General features: G+C 40.9%; 16 protein-coding genes and 1 pseudogene. 7 read left to right on the top strand and 10 right to left on the bottom strand.

The window, feature by feature from the left end; genetic code table 11:
- Positions 1-85: 85 nt before the first annotated feature.
- Positions 86-508: a DUF1573 domain-containing protein gene (locus P162_RS03435; RefSeq protein ID WP_031425833.1), complete on the bottom strand. Its 423-nt coding sequence runs from the start codon at positions 506-508 to the stop codon at positions 86-88.
- A 203-nt stretch (positions 509-711) separates the two neighbouring features.
- Here P162_RS03435 and P162_RS03430 point away from each other — a divergent pair, with 203 nt between their 5' ends.
- Complete coding sequence (locus tag P162_RS03430) at positions 712-3,345, top strand: valine--tRNA ligase (protein WP_031425832.1); 2,634 nt, start codon at positions 712-714, stop codon at positions 3,343-3,345.
- Positions 3,346-3,717: 372 nt separating this feature from the next.
- On the opposite strand, the gene P162_RS03425 is transcribed toward P162_RS03430, so the two are convergent.
- The 5 genes from P162_RS03425 to rsfS form a co-directional block, all read right to left on the bottom strand.
- Entirely contained in the window at positions 3,718-3,996 is a 279-nt protein-coding gene (locus P162_RS03425; RefSeq protein ID WP_031425831.1) for an acyl-CoA-binding protein, read from the bottom strand.
- Between the two features lie 83 nt (positions 3,997-4,079).
- Complete coding sequence (locus P162_RS03420; protein ID WP_031425830.1) at positions 4,080-4,886, bottom strand: phosphatidate cytidylyltransferase; 807 nt, start codon at positions 4,884-4,886, stop codon at positions 4,080-4,082.
- A gap of 1 nt (position 4,887) precedes the next feature.
- Positions 4,888-5,505, bottom strand: a complete 618-nt coding sequence (locus P162_RS03415) for an LUD domain-containing protein (protein ID WP_031425829.1) — start codon at positions 5,503-5,505, stop codon at positions 4,888-4,890.
- 100 nt (positions 5,506-5,605) lie between these two features.
- On the bottom strand, positions 5,606-7,588 hold the full coding sequence (gene ftsH / locus P162_RS03410; RefSeq protein WP_031425828.1) for an ATP-dependent zinc metalloprotease FtsH: 1,983 nt from the start codon (positions 7,586-7,588) through the stop codon (positions 5,606-5,608).
- A gap of 5 nt (positions 7,589-7,593) precedes the next feature.
- Positions 7,594-7,968: a ribosome silencing factor gene (gene rsfS, locus P162_RS03405; RefSeq protein WP_031425827.1), complete on the bottom strand. Its 375-nt coding sequence runs from the start codon at positions 7,966-7,968 to the stop codon at positions 7,594-7,596.
- Positions 7,969-8,037: 69 nt separating this feature from the next.
- Between rsfS and P162_RS03400 the strand changes: the two genes are divergently transcribed.
- Entirely contained in the window at positions 8,038-8,769 is a 732-nt protein-coding gene (locus P162_RS03400; protein WP_031425826.1) for a biotin--[acetyl-CoA-carboxylase] ligase, read from the top strand.
- Positions 8,770-8,778: 9 nt separating this feature from the next.
- Here P162_RS03400 and P162_RS03395 read toward each other — a convergent pair whose 3' ends face one another.
- Positions 8,779-9,171: an SRPBCC family protein gene (locus P162_RS03395; protein ID WP_031425825.1), complete on the bottom strand. Its 393-nt coding sequence runs from the start codon at positions 9,169-9,171 to the stop codon at positions 8,779-8,781.
- Positions 9,172-9,243: 72 nt separating this feature from the next.
- Positions 9,244-9,894 carry an orotate phosphoribosyltransferase gene (pyrE, locus tag P162_RS03390; protein ID WP_031425824.1) on the bottom strand — a complete coding sequence of 217 codons (651 nt, stop codon included), beginning with the start codon at positions 9,892-9,894 and terminating at the stop codon, positions 9,244-9,246.
- Between the two features lie 7 nt (positions 9,895-9,901).
- On the opposite strand from pyrE, the pseudogene P162_RS03385 reads away from it, so the two are divergent.
- Positions 9,902-10,524: pseudogene (locus P162_RS03385) on the top strand (NUDIX hydrolase).
- Here the strand turns inward: P162_RS03385 and P162_RS03380 are convergent.
- Positions 10,492-12,282 carry a M14 family metallopeptidase gene (locus tag P162_RS03380; protein WP_031425823.1) on the bottom strand — a complete coding sequence of 597 codons (1,791 nt, stop codon included), beginning with the start codon at positions 12,280-12,282 and terminating at the stop codon, positions 10,492-10,494. The pseudogene P162_RS03385 and the gene P162_RS03380 overlap by 33 nt on opposite strands.
- Positions 12,283-12,373: 91 nt before the next feature.
- Complete coding sequence (locus P162_RS03375; protein ID WP_031425822.1) at positions 12,374-13,048, bottom strand: uracil-DNA glycosylase family protein; 675 nt, start codon at positions 13,046-13,048, stop codon at positions 12,374-12,376.
- 231 nt (positions 13,049-13,279) lie between these two features.
- On the opposite strand from P162_RS03375, the gene P162_RS03370 reads away from it, so the two are divergent.
- Genes P162_RS03370 through P162_RS03355 form a run of 4 tightly spaced genes read left to right on the top strand, consistent with a single transcriptional unit; the run spans position 13,280 to position 16,298 of the window.
- On the top strand, positions 13,280-14,053 hold the full coding sequence (locus P162_RS03370; RefSeq protein WP_031425821.1) for a 3'-5' exonuclease: 774 nt from the start codon (positions 13,280-13,282) through the stop codon (positions 14,051-14,053).
- A gap of 42 nt (positions 14,054-14,095) precedes the next feature.
- Positions 14,096-14,707 carry a fumarylacetoacetate hydrolase family protein gene (locus tag P162_RS03365; protein WP_031425820.1) on the top strand — a complete coding sequence of 204 codons (612 nt, stop codon included), beginning with the start codon at positions 14,096-14,098 and terminating at the stop codon, positions 14,705-14,707.
- 2 nt (positions 14,708-14,709) lie between these two features.
- On the top strand, positions 14,710-15,051 hold the full coding sequence (locus P162_RS03360) for an Hpt domain-containing protein (protein ID WP_031425819.1): 342 nt from the start codon (positions 14,710-14,712) through the stop codon (positions 15,049-15,051).
- A complete protein-coding gene (locus tag P162_RS03355; RefSeq protein WP_031425818.1) occupies positions 15,051-16,298 on the top strand; it encodes a competence/damage-inducible protein A in 1,248 nt (415 codons plus the stop codon). Before P162_RS03360 ends, P162_RS03355 begins: the two co-directional genes overlap by 1 nt.
- The last annotated feature ends 21 nt before the right edge of the window (positions 16,299-16,319 follow it).

Genomic DNA, 16,319 nt, shown 5'->3' with positions numbered 1-16,319 from the left:
ATAAAATTAGAAACACCATGTATTAAAAAAAAAGCCGTGTACTGAATCTCAGTACGCGGCTTCTAAACATATAATTTATAATATGCTATTGATTAATAGGACCTGATTGTTCTTTTTCCATAGCACCTTTTTCGGGTAATAGCGTACCTTTTATTTTTAAAGTATGCGGTTCGCTGGACGCATTGGTATATACAGTGATCGTCTTCCTGATGGGCCCGCCTGCGAGTTTTGTATTATATTTTACTTTGATAACACCACTATCGCCCGGCATGATGGGGTCCTTGGGTGGTGTAGGGACAGTACAGCCACAGGTAGAATAAGCTTTGCTGATGATTAGCGGGGCGCTACCGGTATTGGTAAATTTAAATTCCCGCAAGCCATCTGCACCGTGGGCGATCTCACCATAATCAATGACATCGGTCTCAAAATTTATTTCTGCTTTTTTATCCTGCGCCTGAAGTGCAACACCCCAAATGCCAAGAAATAACAGAATTACATATTTTTTCATGATCTTCATTTTTAATATGAATAACAAAAATAACCTTAAAATAAACGCCGAACAAAATTTTCAACGGTATTTTGAGTTATTGATCCTTTTTTAAGTAAATTTTTGTAGGAAATTAGAATTATATAGTACTTTTTCGAATTCTAATGGGAGGTTATTCTAGCTATATAAGTATTTTTGCGGGTTCAGAAAAATCACATGATACTATGCCAATAGCGCCACGATACAGTGCCCAGGAAATAGAAAAAAAATGGTACGACTACTGGATGGAAAATAATTATTTTCATTCCGTTCCCAATGACAAAGAGCCTTACACAATAGTAATTCCCCCACCTAATGTTACCGGAATCCTGCATATGGGACATATGCTCAATAATACCATACAGGATGTGCTGGTGCGCCGCGCCCGTTTACGCGGTTATAATGCCTGCTGGGTACCGGGAACAGATCACGCTTCTATTGCTACGGAAGCTAAAGTAGTGGCAAAATTGAAGGCTGAAGGGATCAACAAAGCTGACCTTACCCGTAGTGAATTCCTGGAACACGCCTGGGCATGGACCGAAGAGTATGGTGGTTCCATATTGGACCAACTCAAAAAACTGGGCGCTTCCTGTGACTGGGAAAGAACCAAATTCACCCTTGATGATGACATGTCTGAGAGCGTGATCAGCAGTTTTGTTGATCTCTACAATAAAGGGCTTATTTATCGCGGTTACCGTATGGTAAACTGGGATCCCGAAGCGCAAACCACCCTTTCTGATGAAGAAGTGAACCATGTGGAGCAGCAGGGCCAACTTTTTTTCCTGAAGTACAAAATTGAAGATAGCGATGATACCTTAACGATCGCGACCACCAGGCCGGAAACTATTTTTGGCGACACCGCCATTTGTATCAATCCTGATGATGCGCGTTTTTCGCATTTGAAAGGTAAAAAAGCGATCGTTCCGCTTGTAGGTCGGGCGATTCCTATTATTGAGGATGACTATGTGGATGTTGAATTTGGTACCGGTTGCCTTAAAGTCACCCCGGCGCATGATGAGAACGATAAAATGCTGGGCGATAAGCATAAGCTGGAAGTTATCGATATCTTCAATGCTGATGCAAGCCTCAACGAGAACGGACTGCATTATGAAGGTAAGGATCGTTTTGTGGTACGTAAGGAGATCATCAAAGAGCTTGAGGAAAAGGATATATTGATCAAAACCGAAACCCACCTCAATAAAGTGGGGACTTCTGAACGTACCGGTGCGGTTATCGAACCAAGGCTGTCAGATCAATGGTTCCTCAAGATGGAAGAACTGGTCAAGCCTGCCATAAAAGCAGTGCTGGAGACCGGTGAGATCAAACTTTTCCCCAAGAAATTTGAAAATACCTACCGCCACTGGATGGAAAATATCAGGGATTGGAATATTTCCCGCCAGCTCTGGTGGGGCCAGCAAATCCCAGCGTATTTCTACGGTAACGGAAAAGAGGATTTTGTAGTTGCTCAAAATAGTGAAGATGCATTGCTCCTTGCTAAAGAAAAAACAGGCAATCCTGATCTGAAAGCAACCGATTTAAAGCAGGATGAAGATGCGCTTGATACCTGGTTTTCTTCCTGGTTATGGCCCATGAGCGTTTTTGATGGAATCCGCGATCCCGAGAATGAAGAATTCAACTATTATTATCCTACAAATGACCTGGTCACCGGGCCAGATATTCTGTTCTTCTGGGTTGCCCGGATGATAATTGCCGGTTATGAATATACTGGCAAACGACCTTTTGAGAATGTTTACCTCACGGGACTTGTACGTGACAAGCAGCGCAGAAAAATGTCCAAATCGCTGGGGAATTCGCCAGACGCTCTGGGCCTTATCAATGAATATGGGGCAGATGGTGTGCGCGTGGGGCTTTTGCTGAGTGCGTCTGCCGGTAACGACCTCATGTTTGACGAAGATCTTTGTAAGCAGGGCAAAGGCTTTATTAACAAAATCTGGAATGCCTACCGACTTATTGAAGGTTGGGAAATTGATGAAAATATTGCGCAGCCAGAATCGAGCAGAATAGGTCTGGAATGGTTTGAGGCCAAATTTGACGCGACCCTTGCTGAAATTGAAGATCATTTTGAAAAATACCGCATCAGTGATGCGTTGATGGCTACCTATAAATTGGTTTGGGATGATTTCTGCAGTTGGTTGCTGGAGATCGTAAAACCAGATTATGGAGCGCCCATGGATAGAAAAACATTTGATGGGGTAATAAAAGCTTTAGAAAATAACTTGCGCATCCTGCATCCTTTTGTGCCTTTTGCTTCGGAAGAAATCTGGCAGCAAATTACCTCGCGTACTCCTGAAAATGCTTTGATCGTAAGCAGTTGGCCAGAAATGAAAAAACCAGATACGGCGATCATAGCTGAATTTGATACCGCATCACAGGTGATAAGTGGCGTGCGAACCATTCGGAAAGAAAAGAATATTTCCTTTAAAGATCAACTGGAGCTTTTTGTAAACAATACCGAAAACTTTAAAGGACGTTTTGATACGGTCATCAAGCGCCTGGGAAATATATCCACTATGGAAGAAACCACGGAATCTATAGAAGGTGCGCTTTCGTTCCGGGTCAAGGCCAATGAATATTTTATTCCGCTAAAAGGGGCAATCGACGTAGAGGCTGAGATCGAAAAGATCAAAGAAGAGCTCAAGTATACCCAGGGCTTTATTAAGTCTGTTGAGAAAAAACTTGCTAATTCCCGTTTTGTTGACAATGCGCCCGAACAGGTGGTTGCAATGGAACGTCAAAAGCAAGCTGATGCTCAGGCAAAAATAACAGCATTGGAGACCAGATTAAATTCCCTCAAATAAGCCGGAAAACTGCTTAAATAGCATAAAAAAAGCTTCAAATAGTCCGTTTTCTAGACTGTTTTGGAGCTTTTTTTATTGTGTATGCGGAGAAAGTTAAAAATTGTTTTGATTTAATTGAAATCCTGGGCTTAGAAATGAACTTTGCGTTAGGGATTGAAGTGGAAATCCTTTTTGTGAGGCACGAGCAAAAAGATTGCAACGTAAAGCCCGACCCATAGGGAAACGCCCAACCAAAAAACAAGACTTAAAAAAAGCTAAAAAATCAAATAAATGAAGCTACTCTAGAGATCGTTTACTTCTTTATTGAAGCACAATGTGGATAGCTAAAAGAAGATCTTTAAGTAAGCAATAAGGTATCAATGATTTAAAAAATCAGTCTTTGATATGAAGGTTGACAAGCTCTATATATTCCGTTTTTGCCTCTGTTATGGTAAGATTTTTAACCTGAATCATGGCATTGTACTTAAAAGCCCCGCGGAGGTCATTATCTGCGAGTTGGTCAAAAGACACCACATGGTTTCGCCTGGTGGCATGTTTATATCGCGCATAGAGCGCTAGGCGAATGTCAGGTGGGAGTTTTTTAGAAGTGTTTGTTGCCAGTGCTACTGCCTCGTCAAACGCTGCTTCGATGTTTTTGTTATGTTTCACCATGATTTATAAAAATGACGCTTGCTGCATCAATGAGCTGTTGAATACGCCCCATCCGCATAAGTACCTACATCGATAGAAGCTATTTATGAAGATACGTATTCAAAAATTATTAAAACCAGATAGATAAAAGGACTTGCAAACAGCACACTGTCTAATCTATCATAAAGACCGCCGTGCCCTGGCATTAACGTACCGCTATCCTTCATGCCGGCTTCTCTTTTGAGTTTAGACTCAATAAGATCGCCAAAGGTACCTAAAGTACTCATTACAACAGCGAGGCTAAACCATATATTAAAGTTAAGGCTACCTGTAAATTTATGAATAAAGTAGCTTGCGACACAAGCAAAAACGAGTCCGCCGAAAAAGCCTTCGATCGTTTTTTTAGGAGATATACTGGGGAATAATTTGTGCCTTCCTATACTTTTCCCCACAATATAGGCGAAGGTGTCATTGACCCAAATAAGTATAAATAAACCAGCTACGGTATAAGGTGAAAACTCATCACCATGCGAGGGGAGGAGCGTTAGAAAAACAAAACCACCTATCATGTAAAATACGGTGATATGAAGTTTCTTAAGCTTGTTTAGCCTCCTGATTTTTGTACTGAAAAGATTTCTTATAAGGTAAAATCCGGTTCCTACAGTGAGTAGAAGTAGAATATAGGTGCTTATATCGGAAAGTTTGAAATAGCTGAAAAATAAGATAAAAGCGATAAGCAGAAGGTAAGTATACCAGAACTGAAAAGAAATCATCCTCAAAAATTCCCGTAAACAGATCAACCCGAATATAAGAAATAACAAGATATACCATTTTTCCGAAGAGAAAATGGAGAATAGCAAGATGGTAACATACAGCAATCCAGAAAGCGTCCTGACTACAAGTTCCCGCATGTTATAGATCTTCTAAAAGTAGTAAATAGAGGTTTTTAGCACTACTGCCGTAAGACATAAAATCTTTGGAAACACCATCTGGCTCAAAGTTTTTAATGGTAGTAATGTTTGTAGGGATGCTCTTGGTATTTTTTGATTTTATACCCCGTAAACCTTCCCCAATGTTATTTACGATTTGACTTGTAGTGGCAAATATCACAAAATCCTGCGGAAGTTCCTTCAACTTTTTCTCCTTAATTTGATTGGAACAGATAAGCAAACTACCATCATCAGCTACTAAATTTTCGCAGGTGGAAAGCAGGAAGGATGCCTCCTGAGACTTCCCAAAGTTTAAGTTATACCCTTTAAAACTGGCGGCAAGATTATCATCTATACAGAAAACCTCGTTCTCATACCAGTCATTTTCAAGCAAAATATTGTCAAAACTTTCCTGAACCTCGTTCATGTCAACACAGTACAGAAACTTACCGCCGTTGAGGATAAAATGTTTGGTAAAACGTTCATCAGCCGGAGACTTTTCATCTGGCATGTATTTTCCACGATGCGGTTTGCCCTGGGGGCCTTTTTGAGGCTCGGGCTTAAGATTCTGTGAAAAGATTTTTTTAAATAAATTGCTCATGAATGAGTCCTTAAAACAAAATGGATTCTTTCAAATATAAAAAATCTTAACTCAACCGCCAGTTAAGTTAAGATTAATGTCTCATTGAAGTAGTATTTAACTACAAATTATCTGGAGTAGAAGATTCTGTAGTGGCGGTCTCCTTTGTTATAGCTATTTGTTCTTCACTTTTAGCGTAGGGTCTCTTTCCAAAAATCTGCTCTAGATTGTCTTTAAAGATTACTTCTTTATCCAGCAATACTTCGGCTAGCTGATTCAGCTTATCTTTATTTTCCTCAAGAATGCGCACGGCACGCTGATATTGCTCTTCAATAATCTTAGAAATTTCCTTATCTATGATTTCCGCAGTTTTTTCGCTGTAAGGCTTACTGAAGTTATATTCAGACTGTCCTGAGGAATCGTAGTACGTAAGGTTACCCACTTCATCGTTAAGACCATAGATGGTTACCATCATACGGGCCTGTTTGGTTACTTTCTCAAGATCACTTAGTGCACCCGTAGATATTTTATCAAAAGTCACTTTTTCTGCTGCCCTACCGCCCATTGCGGCACACATTTCATCAAGCATCTGCTCAGGACGTACGATAAGGCGTTCTTCTGGAAGATACCAGGCTGCACCTAAGGATTTCCCTCTGGGAACAATAGTCACTTTTACAAGTGGAGCGGCATGTTCAAGCATCCAACTTACAGTTGCGTGACCTGCTTCATGATAAGCAATCGCCTTTTTCTCTTCTGGGGTAATGATCTTATTTTTCTTCTCAAGACCTCCTACGATACGGTCCACCGCATCAAGGAAATCCTGTCTTCCTACCGCGGTTTTATCTTGTCTGGCAGCCACGAGTGCCGCTTCATTACAAACGTTGGCAATATCTGCACCAGAGAAACCGGGGGTTTGCTTGGCCATGAATTCTGTGTCCAACTCGTCATCCACTTTTTTAAGTGGACGCAAGTGTACCTCAAAAATTTCCTTACGTTCGCGAACATCTGGCAAATCAACGTAGATCTGACGGTCAAAACGACCTGCACGCATTAACGCCGTATCAAGTACATCTGCACGGTTAGTTGCCGCAATGACAATAACATTCGTATTGGTGCCAAAACCGTCCATTTCGGTCAGTAATTGGTTTAGGGTATTTTCACGCTCATCGTTAGATCCGCTAAAATTCGCTTTACCACGCGCTCTACCTATGGCATCTATCTCATCAATAAAAATGATGGCTGGAGATTTTTCTTTAGCTTGTTTGAAAAGGTCACGTACCCGTGATGCACCCACACCTACAAACATTTCAACGAAATCTGAACCAGAAAGTGAGAAGAAAGGTACCTTGGCCTCACCGGCAACAGCTTTTGCCAGGAGGGTTTTACCTGTTCCCGGAGGACCAACTAAAAGTGCTCCTTTAGGTATTTTTCCACCTAAATTGGTGTATTTATCAGGGTTTTTAAGGAAATCCACAATTTCCTGAACTTCTTCTTTAGCACCTTCAAGACCGGCAACATCCTTGAAGGAGGTTTTAACATCAGTCTTCTCGTCAAAAAGCTTCGCTTTTGACTTTCCAATATTGAATATTTGTCCGCCTGCTCCGCCACCTGCACCAGATGACATTCTGCGCATGATAAAGATCCAGATCCCTATGATTACCGCAATGGGTAGAAGGGTCATTAAAATTTCACCGAAAAAATTGCTTTCCGTCTCAAAAGATACGGGAACATTGACATTGTTGTTTGCCTCAATCTCTTTGATCCTATTCTGAAATGTTGCAAGATCCCCAAAACGGAACTGATAATCAGCACCTCCCGCAGAAGGTAAAAATCCATCCTCGGTAGCTTTGCTGTGTATATCTTTTTTCTGAGCTTCAGGGGTGAGGTATACTTTTGCAAGGCTATTGTTGACAATGACCACTTTTTGAAGATCACCACTTACAAAATACTGTTCAAATTTGTCTGGAGTAATTTTAGACGTTTCGCCAAAACCACTACCGCTGAATATATTGAGTCCCAGAAAAACCAGGATGATTGCCGCATAGATCCACCAAGCACTAAATTTAGGCTTCTTAGGAGTCGGCTTTTTTGCTTTTTGTGCCATTTATTCTAATTATAAGTTGATTCAATAGACGTTACCTTGGCATCTCCCCAAAGGCTTTCTATATCATAATATTCCCTAATGTGTTTTTGAAATACATGAACTACCACATTTACATAGTCCATCAAGACCCATTCTGCATTTTGAAGTCCTTCTACATGCCAGGGTTTATCTTTAATTTTCTTGCTAACGGTCTTTTGTACGGAATTTACAATGGCAGAAACCTGCGTGTTTGAGGTACCGTTGCAGATGATAAAATAGTCGCAAACCATATTTTCTATTCCCCTAAGGTCCAAAATATCAATGTTCTGCCCTTTAACCTCTTCAATACCTTCTAAAATAGTCGTGATAAGTTGATCTGAATTTGCTTCTTTTTTTACCATCAATTTTTTTTTAGTTCGGCAAAGTTATCACAATTTTGTCTTTTAGTCTTAACCTACCGCATTTATATCATGCGTACTGTCAAAGTTGATGCCACGGCTTCCACAAATTCCTATTTAAGGGAATTTTCTAGAAGTATGGACCTACAAGAAGAGATTTTATTGTGGACAGACCACCAGTTTGCCGGCAGGGGACAGCGTGGGGCCACCTGGGAATCCCAACCTTTTAAGAACCTAACATTTAGTGTTTTTAAACGTGTGCGGTTGTTTCCGGTAGAAAAACAATTTTATATTACCATGGCCGCATCCCTGGCAATAGTGGAACTTTTAAAAGAATTTGAGATACCGCGGCTAAAGGTAAAATGGCCTAACGACATTTTGGCAGGCAACCGGAAGCTTTGTGGGATTCTGATAGAAAGTGTGGTCAAAAATGGTAAACTTGACGCATTGATTATTGGTGTGGGGCTTAATGTGAACCAGACGCATTTTGAACGTGCGCCCCAGGCGACATCGCTAGCACTGGAAACCAAGAAGGAATTTGAACTTGCGCAGCTCATCAAAAAGATAAACCCCATTTTTGAAAAATATGTCAATCGTATTACCAGGGGGGATTTTGAGCAGATCAAAGTAGAATACGAGGCGGAATTGTTTAAAAAAGACCGCCCCGCCTTATTTAGTAACCCTAACGGTGATCGCTTTAATGGTATGATAAAAGGCGTTTCCGAAGAAGGAAAACTGCTGCTTCAGCACGAAGACGATGCTATAAGAAAATATGGCCTAAAGGAGCTAAAAATGCTTTATTAGGCGCGTTTTTTAAATATGCTCCATCTTTTCTACAAGCGTGTTGATAAACTTCTGAATAGGTGATTTTATCATCATGGAAACCATACTATTGAATTCACCGTCAAAAAGGAGTTGAACTTCGCTGCTGTTTTCGGTGAGCTGTTTGATTTGCGCATTTAGGGTAAATGGCATTTTTTCACTCGCAGCGCCCAGAATCACTTCGTTATACGGAATACTTTCTTTGAGTTCCAGAACGATTTCGGGCATCCCTTTTAGGGCAAAAACGAAACGGTCTTCTCCCAGTACTTCAAATTTTGTTGCCGTATCTGGCATGAGCTGTTTGTAATTTTCCACATTTGTCAGGAAATTAAAAACGGTCTCCGGCGATTTTTCAACAACATGTTTGGGACTCTCCAGTTTCATAGTATTTTATTTTTTATTTGAATATAATAGCAACGATCAGCCTTTTCGAGGTATCACGTAATTTTTTAGTTTTTATTTTGAGGCAGCGCTCCAGTTGGCGGGATCCAGCCTCCAGCCTTCAAGCGTATGCTTTTCCTTTTCTGAAATATAGCGTGTTTTTAGAGCTTGTTCCAGCAAATGGTCATAGTCGCTTAGCGTGTGGAGGGTGATCTCTTCTTTCTCAAAATTCTCATTTGAAACATTGAATCCATATGTAAAAATGGCCATCATTCCTTTAATGTGGGCACCAGCTTCTTCAAGTGCTTTTACCGCCATAAGGCTGCTTTTACCAGTGCTGATGAGATCTTCTACCACAACTACATGCTGCCCTTCTTCCAGTTTACCTTCCACCTGATTTTGCCTTCCGTGCTTTTTAGGCTCTGGTCTCACGTAGACAAAAGGAACGTTCAGATAGTCTGCCACAAGCATACCTATACCTATAGCTCCCGTGGCCACGCCGGCAATGACGTCTGGTTTGCCATAGAGTTCTTCAATCTGTCTTGCCATGTTCTCGCGTAGGTAATTGCGTATGGTAGGATAGGACAAAGTGATGCGGTTATCGCAATAAATGGGAGACTGCCAACCAGAGGCCCAGGTAAATGGGTTTTGTGGTTGTAATTTTATTGCATTAATTTGCAGCAATAATTCAGCAGTTTTTCGAGCTGTTTCGTTTTTTAGGATCATGGTACAAATGTATAAAGTTTTTGTAAACGATGTACCAATAATACTCTCAACTGAGAAGTATATTGGTAAAAATTACACTTCGCTCCCCATCAAGCGGGTCAAAATAAAATCTGTGATTAAGCAGATTGTGCGCGGTGAACTTACGCACATAAATTTATATCACCGCAAGGAGAAAAAACTATTAAAAGTTTTAAAAAAGAGCCTGCCCGTAGTGGTTGCCGGTGGTGGAATGGTACACAACAACAAAGGGAAAATCTTATTTATTTACCGCAACGGTAAGTGGGACCTCCCTAAAGGCAAACTTGAAAAGAACGAAACTATAGAAGAATGCGCCCTTCGGGAAGTATGGGAAGAGACCGGAGTAGAAAATCTGAAGATCTCAGAATTTATCAAGACCACTTATCATGTTTTTAAACGCAATAACAAGTTTAAGCTAAAAGAAACCCACTGGTATAAAATGACCAGTGATTATGAAGGTGAGCTTAAACCAGAGCCTAGCGAGGGTATTAAAAAGGTAAAATGGAAAATTTTGAAAAAAGCCAAAAAGCCCTCCGTAAATCATACGAAAACATCAAAATTCTTTTTCCAAAAGAATATCTAATCCTTAATCCTAAAGATAGGGTAGAGTAAGTGCGCTTTTTCATAGTTGGGAGAATGTTTATGCAACCAATCTAACTGCGCATACCAATTATTGGCAAAATCGGCATTTTTTCGCCTCATTTCCTCAAATTTTTCCTGTAAACCGGCGTTATTGTCGAGCAATTCTTTGGCTTTATCTTCCCAGACGTAGGGTGAAAAACCCTCTTTTTGCTGAAGTATGGTGTCAAAGTAATTCCAGTTGAAAAAAGAGTCTGGCGCTGCTGGCTCTAAAGTTTCCAGCAGATAGCGCATTCCTGGCTGCGCAGTGCTTACCAATACATCTCCTTTTCTAAATTTTATCTTCTCAATCTCCTTATTTACTTTGGTATTGCTATGCATATAATGCCCTTCATAGGCACTCTCTCTGGTTTTATAGTCAGCAATATGGTAGCTTTCTACCTGTAATGTAGTGTCGGTTTTAAGGATTTGTAATTCAATATTATTTTCACGTAGGCGATCCAGTACGGTAAACCAGCCCTGCGGAATCACATAATATTTAGGAATTGTTACTTCTCGTGCCTCCTTAAAATTGTCATAGTATCGCACGGGTTTTGTAAAAGGTTTGCTTCGGTCATATTTTAGACGTTGCTTGCCCGTAAGTTTACTGGGAATCATTTTGCCTTCGTAACCTTTAAAGTCAAAGGTGGTCACTTTACTGTTGTCTATCTCAAAAGCTAAGGGATAGGATGTTCCCACCCGCGCTCCAGAGGAGTAGCTTTCTTTTTCTGCAGTGCGCAGTTCTTTGATCTGTTTTCCGTCTTTCGCAAGGATATCAATCATGCTGCGCAAGAGTGCGTAAGTTCCTTCTACCCGTGGTTTGTAGGGTTTTAGCATATGGGTTTCTACCATCATCCCCACCGTATTCCACAACGTGGTATACCCCGTAGAATAGCGCGGATAATCCATAAACTGACTAAAACCGGTTTCTGGCACTTCGTTAAAGACATTGACATAGGGCGTGATGTCCCATCTCTGGGCGGCCAGTAAATTTTCTAATTGCGGCTGCAGGCTTTTTTTTATGTAATCACCAAGTTTACCACCCATTTTATCGTGTTGCGTAAAAAGGTGGGTAAGTGTGTATTGATAATCTGCACCATTGCTCACGTGGTTATCAATAAACATTTCTGGATCTATACTGTGATACAATTGCGCAAAAGACTGTGCATTGCGCGTATCTGCTTTTATAAAATCCCGGTTGAGGTCAAAATTGCGAGCATTACCACGAAAGCCATAGCTTTCTGGTCCGTTCTGGTTGGTTCTTGATGTGCTGTTTCGATTAAGAGCGCCGCCTACATTGTAAATGGTAATGGCTCCCAGCCAAACATTTTTGGGGATATTTATTTTGCCCTGGGCGGCATCACGGAAGAGCATCATTGTGGCATCAATTCCATCTGGTTCCCCAGGGTGAATGCCGTTGTTGATAAGCAATTTATAGAGGTCTGGGTTTTTTGAAAATTCAGTTTGAAGGGTTCGGTCAGGGTTTGATGGATTGTAGGTGACCAGTGTCAGGGGTTCGCCACTATCTGTAAGGCCTATTTTATATGTTTTAATGGCAGGATACGTACAGTCAAGATATTGATAAAATTGCATGACCTCTTTATATGTGGGTGTTTTTGTACCGTTGCTTTCTTCGAAGAGCGTTATAAATTTATTTGCCGAAGTTTTGGTTTGGCTTTGCGCCGAAAACAGGCAGGAAATACCGAAAATCGGTAAAAAAAGAAGTTTTTTTAATGCATAGGTCAAGCTCATAAACAGAACAATTAGAAGTGGATTCCCAAAAATAGGATATTCCGCAGGCATTTAAAGACCGAAAATGCAGTAAAAGAGACCGATTTTAGGCTTAAAAGAACGGTTTATATTGCTCCATCCTAAAGTCTATGGTGGTATAAGAAGCGTTTTCTGCCTTTTTCTTTTTGTAAAGCATATTACTTCCTACCGCACGGTTTGCTGATCCCGAAGGTGCAGTAAGCGATACGGTTCTGATCGTCCTGACCCCTTTTTCTAAAGGCAGTTCAAACTGATGAATACGTGGAACTTCAGATGAAACAGGTTTCAACTTGATGCTATAGGTTCTTGCTAAACGCCGGAAAAAATATTCTGGTCCGTTTTTACTGTTTCCGCCGGTAAACAGCAATGTTTTGATATTGGGATATTTTTTTAAAATATAGATGAGATCACGTAATTCAACATCTGTCATGCCAAGATCTGAAGCATCTATTTTTGCCCGTTTTGCAGAAGCTACAACGTCACAGATGCCTATGTTACGATTTTTTAAGAAGTTATGACGTTGCGCAATGGCTTCCTTCGAGTTTTCAAATAAAAGATCAAGATTAAAAAGGCGATTTAAAATGAGCCATAGCTGCCCATCTATGCTTCCATAGCTAAAATCTACATCGCCGGGTTTGAGGTCTTTCGTCGTAAAGCGAGGTGGTGGCAACGTACCCACAATGAGCTTCGTTGCGCCTTCAAGGTTAAAGGGAGGGTAGGGATGTGTGTGATGAAAAAGGGTGTTCAACGCAATACTATTTCAGTGTTATTTTTAAATTAGATGTCAAGAACCTCGAAAGGTATAATTAGTTCAAAATATAGACTTTTATGGAGAATTCGGTTTACAGTGTTTTATTTTTTAAAACAATCAGATATGATTTTTACTAGAATTGGATATTTTAAATTGACGAAACAATATTAAGACATTATGTTTTTTTGATACAGATACGCTACTTTTGTGTCGTAAATCGAAAAAAATATGCAGCTTAACCTATCTAGACCCATTTGTTTTTTTGACTTGGAAACCACAGGGACAAATGTAGCCAACGATCGAATTGTTGAGATTTCAGTTTTAAAGGTTCACCCCGGGGGCAAAGAAGAAAAATTTACCTGGCTTGTCAATCCTACCGTTCCCATCCCTGCAGAAACAACCGCAGTGCACGGTATAAAGGATGAAGACGTTGCAGATAAGCCAAAATTTAAGGAGTTGGCAACAGAAATTTACAATTTGATCAAAGATTCTGATCTGGCCGGCTACAATTCAAACCGTTTTGATATTCCTTTACTTGCTGAAGAAATGTTGCGGGCAGATGTTGATTTTGATATGAAAAACCGCCATGCGGTAGATGTGCAGACTATTTTTCATAAAATGGAACAGCGTACCCTCGCTGCCGCGCTTAAATTTTATTGCCAGCAGGAACTTACGGATGCCCATAGCGCGGAAGCAGATACTATCGCCACCTATGAGGTGCTCAAGGCACAGCTTGACCGTTACGAGGATCTTGAAAACAACATGAAAAGCTTGGCCGACTTTAGTGCCCGGAAAAAACTGGCTGATTTTGCCGGTTTTATTGCTTATAACAAAGATGATGAAGAGGTTTTTTCCTTTGGTAAACACAGGGGGAAAAAAGTAGATGATGTGCTGGATCAGGAGCCCGGCTATTTTGGGTGGATACAGAATGCAGATTTTCCATTATACACTAAAAAAGTACTTACTGCAATCAAGTTGAGGAAGTTAAATACCAAGATTTAGCATATAATTTTTTATCATTACTATAATTATAAAGATTCTTCATTGAAAATTATTTGTATAGGTCAAAATTATCAGGACCACGTTAAAGAACTAAACAGTGCTCCCACTACCGAGCCCATGTTTTTTCTTAAGCCAGATTCAGCAATATTGCTGAGTCAGCAGCCGTTTGTGATTCCAGAGTTCAGTAAGGAAGTTGAATATGAAGTGGAAGTGCTCGTTAAGATAAAAAAACTGGGAAAATACATTCAACCAGAATTTGCGCATACCTATTATGAAGAAATAGGCCTGGGTATTGATTTTACGGCCAGGGACCTGCAGCGGGAATGCAAAGCAAAAGGACACCCCTGGGAAAAAGCAAAAGCCTTTGATGGGAGCGCGGTGATAGGCAAATGGATCCCTAAAAAGGAATTGAACAGTCTGGAAAATCTTGATTTCAGCCTAAAGAAAAATGATGCCACTGTTCAGTCTGGCAATACGGCAGATATGATCTACACTGTAGATAATCTTATTGCCCATGTTTCTAAATACATGACCTTAAAAATAGGTGATGTCCTTTTTACGGGAACCCCAAAGGGTGTAGGCCCCGTAGCCATAGATGATAAACTAACAGGATTTTTGTCCGGCAAGCCCATGTTTGCCATAAATATTAAATAATCATGCCAACCCATTACGACCTTTATGCGTTAGAAGACATGTCTGGAGGAGACAAGGAATTTATGAAAACGGTAGTAGCCGCTTTCCTGGAAGAAATCCCACCAGATCTGGCAAGTATGCAAATGGCGATTGAGAACGACAATCACAAGATGGCATATCAATTTGCCCATAAAATGAAGCCAAACCTGGAAATGTTCGGGATAGATCTCATACGCGAGATTTCGGCCATGGAGCGCTGGTCTGAAAGCAAAAAGCCCACCTCTGCCATACAGTCGCAGTTACAAACCATAACCACTATGGTCAACGATGCAATCACAGAAATGAAGAGGGATTGGAAAATGTAGTGCGCGCCCATATAATCGCTATTGGAGACGAGATCTTAATAGGTCAGATCATAGATACGAATTCTTCTTTTATAGCCAGTGCGTTGGATAAGATTGGTATAGGCGTTACCCAAATTACTTCCATTTCAGATACTCAGGAGCAAATCGTAAATGCATTAGCATTTGCTAAAGAACATGCCGAAGTTGTACTTATTACCGGTGGACTGGGGCCCACAAAGGACGACGTTACAAAACAAACGTTTTGCACATTTTTTGACGATCATTTAGTAGAAAATGCTGCAGTTCTTAAACATGTGGAGAACCTGTTTAAGAACCATGTAAAACGTCCCATGCTTCCGTCTAACAAAACGCAGGCCCTTGTTCCCAGTAAAGCCACGGTTTTGAATAATGCCTATGGTACAGCCCCCGGCATGTGGATGGAACAGGACGGTACCGTCTTTATCGCGATGCCCGGTGTGCCTTATGAGATGAAAGCGCTGATCACAGATGAAGTACTTCCGCGGTTGCAAAAACGCTTTAAAAGGCCATTTATCCTGCACAAAACGCTACAGACGTATGGCATGGGGGAAAGCGAAATTGCTGCGACCATTGAGGAATGGGAAAATCAACTTCCTGTAACTATCAAGTTGGCTTATCTTCCTTCCCTGGGGAAAGTACGTTTGCGCCTATCAACTAAAGGCAACGATCTGGAAATTCTGGAACGTGCGCTTGAAACCCAAATCGAACAACTAAAGGATCTGATAGGGGATATTATCGTAGGCTATGAAGACGGGCAATCGCTTGAGTTTGTAGTGGGTACTATGCTCAAGAACGAGAAAAGCACCCTTTCCCTTGCCGAAAGTTGTACAGGCGGCCAAATCGCAAGTACATTAACGGCAATTCCTGGTTCGTCAGCTTTTTTCAAAGGAGGGATGGTCACCTACGCAACACAATCCAAAATAGAAGTCCTGGGTTTAGATCCCGCTTTGATTAATAAACATTCTGTTGTAAGTGCTGAAGTTGCCGAGGCCATGGCACGGCAGGCAAAAGCAATTTATAAAACAGATTATGCCCTGTCCACTACAGGCAACGCAGGCCCTACCAAAGGGGATGCCGATGTGGAAGTAGGTACCGTTTTTATAGGTTTTGCAACTCCAGACGGGGTATTTTCCCAAAAATTCATGATGGGGAATCACCGGGAACGGGTAATTACCAAGACGGTGAACAAAGCTATGGAACTGTTACAAAAAGAATTACTAAAAAAATAAAGATACACTTGCGCACTGCAA

Origin of the sequence: Flavimarina sp. Hel_I_48, assembly GCF_000733945.1 — a bacterium.
Lineage (GTDB): Bacteria > Bacteroidota > Bacteroidia > Flavobacteriales > Flavobacteriaceae > Leeuwenhoekiella.
The sequence above is the reverse complement of the archived record's forward strand: the minus strand, read 5'-3'. Positions and strand labels throughout refer to the sequence as shown.